This window comes from Noviherbaspirillum album (assembly GCF_035916955.1).
In the GTDB taxonomy this organism is placed as follows: domain Bacteria; phylum Pseudomonadota; class Gammaproteobacteria; order Burkholderiales; family Burkholderiaceae_D; genus Noviherbaspirillum; species Noviherbaspirillum album.
Genome location: NZ_JAWIIV010000035.1, coordinates 26494 through 40002, shown reverse-complemented (window position 1 = coordinate 40002; position 13509 = coordinate 26494). Strand labels below are relative to the sequence as shown.

The following is a 13509-nucleotide window of genomic DNA, read 5'->3' as shown; positions in this document are numbered from 1 at the left end:
AATCGCCTGCGACATGAGCCATCTTAGGATTGGCGCCGGAAGATCGGCAACCATAGGTAATGTGACGACACATTGGACATGAAGCGGCACCAACGTTCTTCTGGGGCAGAAGCTCTGCCAGGGCAAAGATAGGTAGCGGCCTATCGACTGCTTGAACCATATGGGTGTTTGGCGCGATTCGTTTGCAGCCAGCATGAGAAGAAACGGGCGCGGTATGCAGGGCGAAAGGGGGAAGAAAATGAAGGAATGGCATCGTCTCAGTTGCCAGGGCATCCCATTCCCTCTTGATTTTAGCCGGCTAATGGGTGTTAACTTTTCTTCTGCAGCAAAAAATTAGATGGTCTACCGAGGTGGTATTGAATATCTATTATGAAAGCCACCACTGAGAATAATTGGTTGTTGTTCTCGTCGGCTCTACTCAATAAAAACAGCCTGTCAAGCAACGTCAGCGTGGAGTCGCCATCGAATGCGATGTCGCTCGCTGTGAATTTCGTGGGCCGTTCGTGCATGGGTGGTCTCAGAAACTTACCTCAAGCTCTGCCTGCATAGCTGCTCGGACAAGTGCACATCGGCAGAGCGTACTGTGCGGTTAGCTTGCCTTGCACCGGTCCGCAGCATTAGCCTGCATCTCCAAAACTAAAAACGTTACTAGCAAGGACGCAGCATTGTTCCATGGTAGTGCGTCTAACACTTCTGCATGCATTTTTCGAGTGCGCTTCGCCCAATCATGGGCCGTCCATAGCGTCTCAGCTACTTCTTTTCACTAGTTTTACCCCTTAGAAAGGCTGGCATGCCGATTGCTCTATTCAAGTTACTTGAATTTTGTGAAAACGGTTTTACTGACCAACTCTTGAAGAGATCAATATGAAATACGTCAAGCACACTCTAGCCTTAGGAATAATTATGAGCGCCGCCGCTGCGCTGGTACCGGCCGGAGCATCGGCCGTCGACTTGCTGGACACTGTCAGGCAAAAGCGTGAGATGGTCGTGGGGACGGAAGCGCAATTCGCACCCTTCGAGTTCGTCAAGGACGGCAAGATCGTTGGCTACAGCGCGGATCTGCTGAACGTCATCATGGCCGACATGCCTGGCGTGCGTGTCAGTCAACAAGACGTACCTTTCCAGGCAATTCTTCCGGGACTGGCCGCGCGCAAATTTGACTTCGTGATCACTTCGGTGACAGTCACCAAGGAGCGCGACGCCAAGTTCGCATTGACTCTGCCGATCGGTGAAGCGACCGTGGCCTTGCTGCGTCGGTCCAAGGACGGCAGCTTCATGTCGCCTGAGCAGATCAGCGGCAAGATCGTCGGCTCGCAAGCCGGCTCGGCCCAGCTGAAGGTCGTCCGAGAATACGACAAGAAGCTGCGAGCCGAAGGCAAGCCGGGCATCAAGGAAATCCGCGAATACGTTTCGTTCGACGAAGCCTATGCCGATCTGACGGCCGGCCGTGTCGATGCGGTCGGACAGTCGCTCTCCAACCTCGGTCCTCTCGTCAAGAGCCGCCCCGATGCCTATGCCGTCGTGCAGCCGGCCATCGGGCCAAAGACCTACTACGCCTGGGCTGGACGGAAGGATGCCGATAGCGCCTCTCTCGTCAAGTTCTTCAACGACGGCATCGCCAAGGCCAATAAGAGCGGCAAGATAACCGAACTGCAGCAGAAATGGTTCGGCTTCACGACCGCCTTGCCTGCTGATCGCCTGCCGGCTCCGGAGCTTTGATTCAGGCATGGACAGCTCCATTACTCCCTTGAGCAATGCATCGATGTCGCTTGCCGAACGTCTGGCCATGTACGCGCCGGCGATCGGCAAAGGCCTCGCGATCACTGCCCTGTTGTCGGCTGCCGCGATCGCAATGGGTTTCGTTGCCGCTGTCACCCTGTACGGGCTTCGCAATCGATGGCCGCGCATCGGTGCAGGAGCGGTCCGCATCTACGTAAGCTTCTTTCGCGGCACGCCTTTGCTAGTGCAGCTGCTGATGCTGTTCTATCTGCCGGCCGCATTCGGAGTCGATTTGAATCCCTGGCTTTCGGCCGCAGCCGTGCTTGCATTGAATTCGGCCGCATTCCAGAGCGAGATTCTGCGCGCCGGCTTTAATGCCATCCCCGCGGCACAGATCGAGGCGGCATCAGTATTCGGGCTGACCTGGCGCCAGACCTTGTGGCATATCCAGCTGCCGCAGGTCTTGCGCCTGATCCTGCCGTCGCTGACTTCTGAAGCCATCGACATCATCAAGGGATCGGCCGTAATTTCGGTACTTGCCATTGCTGACCTGATGCGGGTCGGCAAGCAACTGTCAGCGCTGACCTACCGGCCGCTGGAGGTCTATATCTGCATAGCGTTCGCCTACCTCGCGCTTACCTGCATCGTGACCGCTGCTGCGGCTGTTATTCAACGCCGCAGCGCATAAGGATTGGGCAATGGATCTTCAACTGATTATCGATATCCTGCCAGCGTTTCTCTCCGCCGCATGGACTACGGTCTGGATATCGGTCTTGGCGATACAGCTTGGCGCACTGTCCGGCTTTGCACTGAACGTGATGCAGATGCTTTGGCCGCGCGTCGCGCCCATCTATCGTTCTTACGTCTGGCTGATTCGAGGAACGCCGTTCCTCGCGCAGCTGTTTGTCCTTTATTTCGGCTTGCCGCAGCTCGGGGTGACCCTCGATGCCGTGCAGGCCACCGTAATCGGGCTGACCTTGTACGGCGCAGCCTATTTCGCGGAGATTTTCCGCGCCGCCTGGCAGTCGATTCCACGCGGACAAATCGAAGCAGGGAAGGTCTTTGGCATGAGCCGCCTGCACATCCTGCGGCGCATCGAAGTTCCGCAAGTATGCCGGCTGGCCATTCCCATGCTGACAAATCAGGCCATCCTCATTCTCAAGGAATCGTCGGTAGCATCGATCATCACTGTTCCCGAACTGACGAAAACCGCCGGTACCATCGTCGCAGACACGTTCTCCTATGCCGAGCCCTATCTGCTGCTGGGATTGATTTATTGGGTGCTGGCACTCTCGTTCGGTTTCGCAGGACATGCCTTGGAGAGGATCTCAGCTCCCGTTTTTCGAAAGGACACCCCATGACCAACGTTTCCCTTCCTATGTTGAGCCTGCGCGGTGTGGGCAAGTCCTACGGCTGCAACCGCGTACTCAAGGACTTCAACCTCGACATCCAGCGCGGAGAAGTCGTTACTCTTATCGGACCGTCGGGTTCCGGAAAGACCACTGCACTGCGCTGCATGAACTTTCTCGAAGAGTATGATGAGGGCGAGGTCTACATCGGCGGTGCGCTGCTCGGTTATGAAACGATGCCGAACGGCAGTCGGCGACGGGCAAGCGAACGTGCAATTTCCGAAGTACGCGCGGCTGCAGCGATGGTATTCCAGCAATTCAATTTGTGGCCGCACATGCGTGTTATCGATAACGTCACCGCACCGCTGACGCTTGTCAAAGGCATGCGCCCAGACACGGCACGCGAGCGGGCCATGCGTGTACTCGACCGCGTCGGCCTCGCCGCCAAGGCCAACAGCTACCCCTCACAGCTCTCCGGCGGCCAGCAGCAGCGCGTTGGAATTGCGCGTGCGCTGGCCGTTGAGCCTCAAGTGATGCTGATGGATGAGCCAACATCGGCGCTCGACCCGGAACTGGTGGACGAAGTGCTCGAAGTGATCCAGTCGCTCGCTAGGGAGCACATGACCATGGTCATGGTCACCCATGAAATGGGCTTCGCAGCGAAGGTGTCTGACCGCGTGGCCTTCATGGAAGGCGGCCGCGTGGTCGAATGCGGCCCCCCGCAGCAGTTGTTTTCCGATCCGGTATCCGAGCGCTTGCGTGCGTTCCTGCGTACCTGGTTGTCGCGAAACGCCAATAACGACCTTGCCGCATTCGATTCCGTGGCCGAGCCGGGGTGCAAATGAAGTCGTCAACCAAACGAAACGAATTATCTCCGGACTCCCTACACGCGTTCGATGCAGTGAACCAGGAGCGCTTGATCCGCATGCAGCGAGAGCTGGCCGGCTTCGGTGTCGCTGCGGATGGCGGCGTTTGCCGGGAAGCGCTCACTGAAATCGACTTGGCGGCACGTTCCTGGTTGTGCCGGCTACTGCCGGCGGCCAGTTATGAATGGATGGTCGACGATGCGGCAAACCTCATCGTCAGGCGGGCAGGCACTGTTCCAGGACTGGCACCCGTGATGACGGGAAGCCACATGGATACTCAGCCGATGGGAGGATGGCTCGATGGTGCATTCGGCGTCATTGCCGGCATCGAAGCACTCATGGCGCTCGACGATGCCGGCATCCATACCCGTAGGCCGATCGAGGTCGTCGCATGGACCAACGAAGAAGGAACGCGTTTCAAGCCTGGCGCGATGGGTTCATCGGCTTTCGCCGAGCCTGGCCGGCTGGCGGGGTTTCTCCAGACGCGCGATTCGAAGGGCGAGACATTTGAGACGGCCTGCAATGCTGCCATTGAACGGATACTTCCATCGGCGAAGCGGAGCCCGCTTGGCCACCCGGTGCATGCCTATATCGAGGCCCACATCGAGCAAGGCCCGGTACTCGAAAGCGGACAGTGCCGGCTTGGCGTGGTCACTTCGATTCAAGGCGTGCGCTGGTATGAAGTCGAAGTGCGGGGCGTCAGTGCTCATGCCGGTACGACGCCGATGCAGCTGCGACATGACGCCGTGCTTGCCGCTGCGGAATTGGTCGTCAGGATTAATGAAGCGGCCGCAGCTCGCGACGACGGCAATCTTCGCCTCACTGTTGGAAGGTTCGACGTTCCAGGCTCATCCATCAACACGATCGCAAGCCATGTCGGTTTCAGCATCGACCTGCGTCATCCTTCCGATGCGTTTCTCGCCGACATGGAAGAACTGATCAAACGCGTTATCCGGAAACAGACGCGATGCGCTGCAGAAATCCGAACCCTGATGCAGCGTGCTCCGACGCAATTCGACGCCGACGTCCTCAGTATCGTCGAAAACGCTGTGGCAGCGACTGGAGCGCCTTACTGCAGTCTGGGCTCGGGAGCATTTCACGACGCGATGTACGTCGCTGAAGTCGCCCCGGCCGCGATGCTGTTCGTACCTAGCAGGAATGGCATCAGCCACAACCCGATGGAAGACACCGATGAAGCCGATCTTGTCCTCGGTACCCGCGCGCTTGCGGCGGCATTGGTAACTCTCGCCAATCAATGAACAACTTAACCGACCTTAATCAAGGAGCCGCAATGATGACAACTGAAGCCACACTCACCATGGTAGACAACAGCGAACCCGCCGGCACGAACGATTCACTGAAGTCGCCAATCTCCGCCGATGGCACGCCGGAACTTGGACGTGTCTACGAAGTGCCCGCCCGGCATGGACGTGCGGTGCGCCTCAAACGTGGACAAACTATCAAGATCATCAACACCTATGGGACGCAGGTAGCGGACATGTGGGCCTTCAATGCGGGGCAGATGAGCGAGTTCATGTCGATGGAACATCTGCATGCCTGGATTGACCGGGTCAATCCCCGCCCGGGAGACCAGATGGTAAGCAACCACCGCCGTCCGATACTGACGTTCAAGACCGACACTTCGGTCGGTGTGCATGATACGCTGATCGCGCCCTGCGACATTTATCGCTACCGTACGCTCGGCGTCGAGGGATATCATGACAGCTGCGCCGACAACCTGCGTCTGGCGTTGAAGGCGATCGGCTTGCGCACGCGCGAGGTTCCGGGGTCGCTCAACCTCTGGATGAACATTCCTTTCGACGGCGAGGGCAAGATTCAATGGCTTCCAACCGTAAGCAAGCCGGGCGACTATGTCGAATTCGACGCAGAGATGGACTGCATTGTCGTCCTGTCAGCCTGTCCTCAGGATATCGTGGCAATCAACAGCAACAAACCATTGCCGGTGCATTTCTCGGTACACTGAACGACATTCGAATAAACCGGGCCGCCGCCGCAAGGCGCGCCGGCCATCTCACCGACAGATATGGCTCATCCACGTACCTCGATTGCCCCGCAAGGGGATGCTCCTGCGACCGAAAACCCTTCCGCGCCAACCAGGCTGGCGCTTGCCTTGGGCGCGCGCATACGGCATGCCCGCATCTTGCGCGGATACACGCTCAAGTCGCTTGGCCAGGCTACCGACTGTACGGAAGGGATGCTGTCGAAGATAGAGCGCGGTCTGGCATCGCCGTCACTGCCGCTACTGCACCGTATCGCCCAGGCCTTCCAGACCAACATCGCGGAGCTGACCAGCGTGGAAGAGATGAGGCACAGTCCCGTCGTGCGTGCCGGCGAGCGCCCTGTGGTCGAGTTCGGCGAGGAGGCGCTAGGAAGCAAGGGCATACGGCTTGAGCGCTTGGTGCCGCCGCAGCGGGGACAATTGCTGCAGGGCGATATCCATGTTTTGCCACCGGGTGCGAGTGCTGACGAACGCATTCAGCACCAGGGTGAGGAAATGGGTTATGTGTTGGAAGGGGCGTTGACCCTGACGGTGGACGATACTAATTATCTGCTACAGGCAGGCGACTCGTTCTACTTTGCCAGCGAGCAGCCGCACAGCTACAGCAATCCAGGCAGCGTCACCACAAGGGTATTATGGATCAACTCACCGCCGACCTTCTGATGCGATCGTCGTTGGCCAGTTAAAGAACGCCATGGACGAAATCCGGTCGGCAACAAGCAGTAAGTAGATGGGAATCGGGGCTCGTATGAAACTACCGGTGGTTTATTGAACTTGGTGGAAAAGGCAGAAAAGCGATGACATGGAGTATCAGGGCAGTATGTTGTGAGAATTCTGCAGCGCGCGGCGAAGTTTCGCGGTCTGCCGGGCGCCATTCGCACCGCTCAGGGTCCAGAGTTTACTGGCAAGATGCTGGACCAATGGGCATATCAGAATGGTGTGCAGCTCAAACTAACCGAGCCAGGCAAACCAACGCAGAACGCCTGCATTGCAAGCTTCAGCGGCCGGTACAGGGATGAATGCCTCAACGATCACTGGCTTACCAGCTTGGCGGAGGCACGCATTCGGATAGCCGCATGGCGGCGGGATTGCAATGAGCCCCGGCCGCACAGTACATTGAACTACCAGACCCCGGCAGATGATGAGCTTCGAGTCCGTTTTCTGACGCGTAGCTTACAATCTCCTCAGTGACTATTACATCGGAGGTGGCCCAGCATGAATCTATCGCGCGTGGATCTTAACCTCTTCATTGTGTTTGAGGCGATCTTTGCGCTTGGCAGCATTACCGCTGCCGGACGCAAGCTGAATATTACGCAGTCGGCGGTAAGCCATGCACTTTCACGTTTGCGCACCTTGTTCGAGGATCCTCTATTCGAGCGCAGCAGCCGCGGCATGACGCCGACACCGCTCGCACGCATGCTGATCGTGGATGTTCGTAACGCGTTGCAAAGCATGGAATGCACTTTGCAGAAAACCGTACACTTCGACCTGTCGACGACCCAACGCCGTTTTACGATTGCCATGGGCGATCCCTTCGATGCGGTCCTGCTGCCCAAACTGATGGAACGCATCGGTCCAGTGGCGCCAGGCATAGAGATTGAATCGATCTACAGTGACCGTCGTCGAGTCGAGGCGGCATTGCTCGAAGGCTCACTGGACATGGCAATCGATGTACTGATCCCTACCAGTCCGGAGATTGGCCATGCAGCAGTGCTTTCCGAACCTCTTGTGATTCTTGCCTGCAAGGACCATCCCGACATCCGTGGCAGCGTCGACCTCGATACTTATCTAGGGCAAAAGCATATCCAGGTTTCGTCGCGTCGCCGGGGCCTAAGTATCGAAGACATTAGCTTGCGGCGAGCCGGGTTAACAAGACAAGTGCGTCTCCGCTGCCAGCATTATTCCGCCGCCGCCCACATTGTTAGCCGCACGCACATGCTGATGACGATGCCGCGCTGCTTTGCGGAATTGACGAACGATGCTTTGGGCAATCAGATGTTGGCAGCACCGTTTCCGTCTTTACGGCTGGAGTTGTTTCTTTACTGGCATGCGCGTAGTGACAAAGATGCCGCCGCACGATGGCTGCGGGACCAAATCCTTGCAGTTATATCAACATCTGTTTCCGGACTTCCTTCATCAAGTAAAGAAGCCGGCATTCCTCAAGTAGCTCTTTCGGCGAAACTACCCTTGGGTGTAGCGTCTAAGACCTTATGAATTGTATTCATATCACTTCATATAGGAAAATCATTGGATTCAAGCCTCACAACGTTCTAAGCTTGTTCCCCAAGCGGAGCTGAAACTGCGGTCTTGCCTTGGTGCAATTAAAGTTGGTCGCGCCGTCTGAAGGTAAAACAAGGGGACAAAGTAACTATGCAGGATTTACCTTGGTCAAAGGCATATCCGCCAGGCTTGCGATGGGACGCTGTTGTCGATACCCAGCCGGTGTGCCAAGTGCTGGACGATGCGGTACGGCAGGCTCCCCAGCACATTGCAATCGAATTCAATGGAAAGCAGCTTACTTACGCTGAGCTGCAGCAGTATGTTGCGCAAGCAGCCAAGGGGCTGCAGCTTCTTGGTATCCGGCCGGGTACCAAAGTCGGACTCTTCCTTCTCAATACTCCACATTACGTCATCAGCTTCTTTGCTATCTTGCGCATCGGCGCGGTCGTGGTGAATTACTCGCCGCTTGATGCGGAAAAGGTTCTGGCACATAAGGTGGAAGACAGTGAAACCGACGTCATCATCACGCTTGATACCCCTGCACTTTATCCGGTAATGGACAAGCTGCTGGAGGTAACGCGACTGCAATACCTCGTTATCGGAAATATGGCCGAGATGTCCGCGTGGTCATCCGCGGGCGGCGATGCAGCATTGCATGAGGCGCCCTGCCAGATACAATGGACTGACCGGCATGTCCGGTATGCGGAACTGCTTGCCAATGACGGAGATTATGAATCGGTGGCCGTATGTGACCTGCAGGAAATCGCGGTTCTTCAATACACCGGCGGTACGACGGGCATGCCGAAAGGGGCAATGCTCACGCATTCCACGCTGACCGCAGCCTGCATGCAGGCCAGGCTGAATCTGGCGAGTGGAGGGACCGGTCTGGCATTTGGCAAGGAAACCTTTCTTGTGGTCCTGCCTTTGTTCCACATCTATGCATTGACGTTCAATCTTTTGCTTGGCATACACCTCGCCGCGAAACTGGTTATCCATGCAAGATTCGACGTGCGTGCAGCCGTAACCGATCTGACCGAAAAAAGAGTCAGCGTTTTTTTCGGCGTTCCAACGATGTTTACCGCTGTCAACGGCCTCCCGGGTGTCGAGCATGCCGACTTCTCAAGTCTGAAACTTAGCAACTCCGGAGGGGCGCCGCTCCCGGTTGAAGTACACGAACGGTTTCAGCAACTGACAGGTTGTACGTTGCGGGAAGGCTGGGGCATGACGGAGGTGTGCGGCGTAGGGACTAACACGCCGCCGCAGCGGCCGCACAAAATTGGTTCCTGCGGTGTTCCGATGTGCGGCGTGACCATCAAGTTCGTCAGCGTCGACGATCCAGCAGTTCAGGTCGACTATGGCAAGCAGGGTGAGATATGTATTCGTGGTCCGAACGTGATGAAGGGGTATTGGAAGAATCCCGAGGCAAGCGAATCTGCAATGACATCCGACGGATTCTTGCGTACCGGCGATGTCGGATATATGGATAACGAGGGCTTCTTGTGGATCGTCGATCGTATCAAGGACATGATGCTTGTCAGCGGCTTCAATGTCTATCCACGCAATATCGAAGAAGCTATCTATAAACATCCGTCGGTCGCCGAGGTCATCGTGATCGGCGTGCATGATGAGTATCGCGGGCAAAGCCCCAAAGCCTATGTACGACTGAAAGAAGGTGCCGATGCAATTTCACTAGACGAGTTGAAGACTTTCTTAAAGCCGTATCTCGGCAAGCATGAAATGATTCAGGCACTCGAACTGCGTTCCGAATTGCCAAAGACGGCCGTTGGCAAGCTGTCACGCAAGGACTTGCACGATGAAGCTAAGCGCAAGGTACAGACAAATGACGGCTGAATAGTGCTTCGGTCGGGCGGCGCATGCTGGTGATCTGCCATTTGCCGTCAATAGGCCCGGCACGATAAATACAACAACCCAACCAAACCGGAGACGATGACATGACTATTTCCTTACGCAGAATTTCACTTTCCTGTGTGACGGCTGCTGCATGCGCCACGCCGGCAGTCTATGCTGACAATGTAAAGATTGCCTTCATCGATCCGTTGTCAGGTGCCTTTGCGCCGCCTGGCCTCAATGCCTTGCATAGCTTGCAACTCATCGCTGGTATGGCAACCGAGCAAAAATGGGCCGGGCCGGGACATACCATCGAGGTCGTTGGGTTCGACAACAAGGGAAGTCCGCAGGAGTCGCTCAGCCAGTTCAAAACGATCGTGGACCAGGGTATCCGGTACATTGCGCAGGGTGCGGGGTCCGGCGTCGGGCTTGCCTTGCTGGACGCGGTGAATAAACATAACGAGCGCAATCCCGGAAAGGAGATTGTCTATCTCGATTACGCTGCGCTCGATCCCGATATGACCAATAGCAAGTGCAGCTTCTGGCACTTCCGATTCGAACCGAATTCGGATATGCGCATGGAGGCGCTTACAACCTATATTGCAGCCAATCCGAATATCAAGAAGGTCTATGTCATCGGTCAGAATTATGCGCTTGGACACCAGGTAAGCCGTGCGGCAAAGGATTACATCAAGCGCAAGCGCCCGGACATCCAGATCGTCGGCGACGACTTGCATCCTATCGCTACCGTAAAGGACTTTTCTCCTTATGTGGCAAAGATCAAGGCGTCGGAAGCAGACGCCATTATTACCGGTAACTGGGGGGCCGATCTTGCGCTATTGATTCGCGCAGCCAAAGACGCCAATCTGAAGTCGACTTTTTACACCTATACGGCCTACACGAGCGGCGTGCCTGTGGCTATGGGCAGTGCAGGGGAGGACCGCGTCAAGAACGTGAGTTACTGGAATGCGAACTCCGATCCGGCGGGACAACCTGTCGTCGACGCCATGAAGAAGAAATACAATGAAGACTACTGGCTCATGTCTAGTCACAGTGCGATCGGCATGTTGGCCAAAGCGATCAAGGAAAGCGGGTCGACTGATCCGGTGAAGGTTGCTTTTGCGATGGAGGGCATGAAATTCAAAACCCTGAGCGGCGAGGTCGAGATGCGCAAGGCAGATCATCAGTTGCAGCAACCGATCTACATCAATACTTGGGTCAAGACAGATGGCAAGGAGGTGAAATACGATCAGGAAAATACCGGTTATGGATGGAAGACCGAAAAGCGGATCGATGCCTACGTCGCGACTCAGCCGACTTCTTGCCAGATGAAACGCCCGTCGCGATAAAGTCCTCCGGCACACATACGGGTTGTCCTGGATGAAGAACAGATCCTGCTGGCAATAAAACAAGCTTGCGTCATCTGGGATAGTATCTTTATATGATTTGCCGAATGTAGATGTACGGCTTTCCAGGTGCTACAACGCTGACACAACACAAATTGAACGATGACTACCATGCCAGACGGGTTGATTGTCATTGCCAAGCGCGAATGTCCTACTTGCGCATTGGTAGAGCCATTATTGCCGGCGCTCGCGGATTCGGGGGTCCCGCTGACAGTCTATGTACAGGACACGGACGACTATGCGCGCGACATGTCCAACGTCATCTATGACGAGACGCTCGAGCACTCATTTCGGTTGAATGTCGAAGTGGTGCCGACATTGATCCGTGTTGAAAACGGCGTAGAGGTCGAGCGTACTTACGGCTGGCATCGTGACGACTGGCGGCGCTTGAGTGGCAATGCCTCATTGGGAGAAACCTTGCCGGTACTCCGCCCTGGTTGTGGTTCCAAGACACTGGAACCTGGCATCGCGGAGTCGCTGGTGATTCGCTATGGCAGTCCCGGCTTCACCTCGCGCCCAATGGAGATCGCCGCATCGGAAGATCTTATCGAGACATGTTACGAACGAGGCTGGACGGACGGACTGCCGGTGGTCCCACCGACCCGTGAACGTGTTCTGCGGATGCTGGCAGGCACGACGCGCCAGCCAAATGAAGTCATTGGCATCGTGCCTCCCGACCTGGCCGAATGCACTGTTGAAAAAGTGGCGATCAATGCTGTGATGGCGGGCTGCAAACCTGAATATCTGCCCATCGTACTGGCCGCGGTGGAAGCAGCCCTTGTCGATGAATTTGGCATGCATGGCGTGCTTTGCACAACAATGTTTGCAGGACCGATGATCATCGTGAACGGGCCTGCTGCGAAAGCCGTCGGCATGAATTCGGGCGTCAATGCACTAGGTCAGGGAAATCGCGCCAATGCAACCATCGGTCGCGCACTTCAACTTGTCATTCGCAATATCGGCGGCGGACGCCCAGGCGAGCTGGATCGCGCAACCCTTGGCACACCTGGAAAATATACCTTCTGTTTCGCCGAAGCTGAAGATCCTGCATGGCAATCATTGTCTGTGGAACGCGGTTTTCCCGCAGAGTCGTCAACCGTCACCTTGTTTGCCGGCGAAGGCGTGCAAGGGATCGTCGACCAGAAATCACGTACTCCCGAATCGCTCGCGCGCAGCTTTGCCCTTTGCCTGCGCTCTGTAGATCACCCGAAACTTGCTATGGCTGGCGACGCCGTACTGGTGGTGTCACCGGAACATTGCCGCGTCTTTACCGATGCCGGCTGGTCGAAAATCCGGCTGCGTGAAGAATTGGACCGATTGCTGACCGTGCCGGCCGATGACATGATCGTTGGTGCGGGCGGCATTGCGGAAGGCCTGCCGGCCGCCATGGCGGGTAGTATGGTGTCCAAATTCCGACCGGGCGGGCTGCTTATCGTTCGCGCCGGAGGGACCGCTGGTTTGTTTTCTGCCGTCATTGCTGGCTGGGCCGCATCCGGCCCTGTCGGCTCCACACCTGTTACAAAGGAGATTCTTTCATGAAAGAACCTACTATCCTGCTCGATCCCACATCGGAACGGGCATCGGCGGTGCGACCGCTGCTTGCCCGACCTGCAAGTCTGGAAGGGCTTACCGTCGGCATACTGGACATTTCCAAGGCGCGCGGCAATGTATTCCTGGACCGCCTCGACGAACGGCTTGCCGCACAAGGCATTGCGGTCAAACGGTATCGCAAGCCGACGTTCACACGGGTGGCCCCAACTGCGCTCAAGCAGCAGATTGCCGCTGAATGCAATGTACTGATCGAAGGCCTGGCAGACTGAGGGTCTTGCACGTCGTGCTGTATGCATGACATTGCAGACCTCGAAGGCCGAGGTATTCCTGGAGTAGCGATTGCGTCCACGGAGTTTCAACAAGCAGCTGCGTTGCAGTCAAAAGTGCTTGGGTTCGACCCGGCAATGGTCTTCGTACGCCATCCTATCCAGGACAGGACCGATGACGAATTGCGTGCGCTTGCCGACGAAGCATTCGAGCACATTTTGCGAGGCATCGCAGGGAAGTAAGGCGGACCGGAGAGGGGGCTT

General features: G+C 56.5%; 12 protein-coding genes and 1 pseudogene. All 13 read left to right on the top strand.

Annotated features, from left to right (window positions below; genetic code table 11):
• Positions 1-903 precede the first annotated feature (903 nt).
• The 13 genes and pseudogenes from RY831_RS26605 (at position 904) to RY831_RS26545 (ending at position 13488) form a co-directional block, all read left to right on the top strand.
• Entirely contained in the window at positions 904-1719 is an 816-nt protein-coding gene (locus RY831_RS26605) for a transporter substrate-binding domain-containing protein (RefSeq protein ID WP_326509395.1), read from the top strand.
• A 7-nt stretch (positions 1720-1726) separates the two neighbouring features.
• Complete coding sequence (locus RY831_RS26600; protein ID WP_326509394.1) at positions 1727-2407, top strand: amino acid ABC transporter permease; 681 nt, start codon at positions 1727-1729, stop codon at positions 2405-2407.
• Positions 2408-2417: 10 nt separating this feature from the next.
• Positions 2418-3080: an amino acid ABC transporter permease gene (locus RY831_RS26595; RefSeq protein WP_326509393.1), complete on the top strand. Its 663-nt coding sequence runs from the start codon at positions 2418-2420 to the stop codon at positions 3078-3080.
• Positions 3077-3913 (top strand): amino acid ABC transporter ATP-binding protein, encoded by an 837-nt coding sequence (locus RY831_RS26590; protein ID WP_318841063.1) that lies wholly within the window; start codon positions 3077-3079, stop codon positions 3911-3913. Before RY831_RS26595 ends, RY831_RS26590 begins: the two co-directional genes overlap by 4 nt.
• A gap of 80 nt (positions 3914-3993) precedes the next feature.
• On the top strand, positions 3994-5193 hold the full coding sequence (locus RY831_RS26585) for a M20 family metallo-hydrolase (RefSeq protein ID WP_326509392.1): 1200 nt from the start codon (positions 3994-3996) through the stop codon (positions 5191-5193).
• A 32-nt stretch (positions 5194-5225) separates the two neighbouring features.
• Complete coding sequence (locus RY831_RS26580; protein WP_151639044.1) at positions 5226-5918, top strand: DUF1989 domain-containing protein; 693 nt, start codon at positions 5226-5228, stop codon at positions 5916-5918.
• A 60-nt stretch (positions 5919-5978) separates the two neighbouring features.
• Complete coding sequence (locus RY831_RS26575) at positions 5979-6617, top strand: cupin domain-containing protein (RefSeq protein WP_326509391.1); 639 nt, start codon at positions 5979-5981, stop codon at positions 6615-6617.
• A gap of 138 nt (positions 6618-6755) precedes the next feature.
• Positions 6756-7145: pseudogene (locus tag RY831_RS26570) on the top strand (integrase core domain-containing protein); the annotation flags it as partial.
• A 24-nt stretch (positions 7146-7169) separates the two neighbouring features.
• On the top strand, positions 7170-8168 hold the full coding sequence (locus RY831_RS26565) for a LysR family transcriptional regulator (protein WP_151639046.1): 999 nt from the start codon (positions 7170-7172) through the stop codon (positions 8166-8168).
• Between the two features lie 156 nt (positions 8169-8324).
• A complete protein-coding gene (locus tag RY831_RS26560; protein ID WP_151639047.1) occupies positions 8325-10025 on the top strand; it encodes an AMP-binding protein in 1701 nt (566 codons plus the stop codon).
• A 101-nt stretch (positions 10026-10126) separates the two neighbouring features.
• A complete protein-coding gene (locus RY831_RS26555; RefSeq protein WP_151639048.1) occupies positions 10127-11371 on the top strand; it encodes a branched-chain amino acid ABC transporter substrate-binding protein in 1245 nt (414 codons plus the stop codon).
• A gap of 168 nt (positions 11372-11539) precedes the next feature.
• Positions 11540-12967, top strand: a complete 1428-nt coding sequence (locus tag RY831_RS26550) for a thioredoxin family protein (protein WP_326509390.1) — start codon at positions 11540-11542, stop codon at positions 12965-12967.
• Positions 12964-13488: a UGSC family (seleno)protein gene (locus tag RY831_RS26545; protein WP_326509389.1), complete on the top strand. Its 525-nt coding sequence runs from the start codon at positions 12964-12966 to the stop codon at positions 13486-13488. Before RY831_RS26550 ends, RY831_RS26545 begins: the two co-directional genes overlap by 4 nt.
• Positions 13489-13509 lie beyond the last annotated feature (21 nt).

Bases quoted from the DNA above. Each gene is read 5' to 3' on its own strand.
- RY831_RS26605 (WP_326509395.1), top strand. From the start codon at position 904: ATGAGCGCCGCCGCTGCGCTGGTACCGGCCGGAGCATCGGCCGTCGAC.
- RY831_RS26600 (WP_326509394.1), top strand. From the start codon at position 1,727: ATGGACAGCTCCATTACTCCCTTGAGCAATGCATCGATGTCGCTTGCC.
- RY831_RS26595 (WP_326509393.1), top strand. From the start codon at position 2,418: ATGGATCTTCAACTGATTATCGATATCCTGCCAGCGTTTCTCTCCGCC.
- RY831_RS26590 (WP_318841063.1), top strand. From the start codon at position 3,077: ATGACCAACGTTTCCCTTCCTATGTTGAGCCTGCGCGGTGTGGGCAAG.
- RY831_RS26585 (WP_326509392.1), top strand. From the start codon at position 3,994: ATGCAGCGAGAGCTGGCCGGCTTCGGTGTCGCTGCGGATGGCGGCGTT.
- RY831_RS26580 (WP_151639044.1), top strand. From the start codon at position 5,226: ATGATGACAACTGAAGCCACACTCACCATGGTAGACAACAGCGAACCC.
- RY831_RS26575 (WP_326509391.1), top strand. From the start codon at position 5,979: ATGGCTCATCCACGTACCTCGATTGCCCCGCAAGGGGATGCTCCTGCG.
- RY831_RS26565 (WP_151639046.1), top strand. From the start codon at position 7,170: ATGAATCTATCGCGCGTGGATCTTAACCTCTTCATTGTGTTTGAGGCG.
- RY831_RS26560 (WP_151639047.1), top strand. From the start codon at position 8,325: ATGCAGGATTTACCTTGGTCAAAGGCATATCCGCCAGGCTTGCGATGG.
- RY831_RS26555 (WP_151639048.1), top strand. From the start codon at position 10,127: ATGACTATTTCCTTACGCAGAATTTCACTTTCCTGTGTGACGGCTGCT.
- RY831_RS26550 (WP_326509390.1), top strand. From the start codon at position 11,540: ATGCCAGACGGGTTGATTGTCATTGCCAAGCGCGAATGTCCTACTTGC.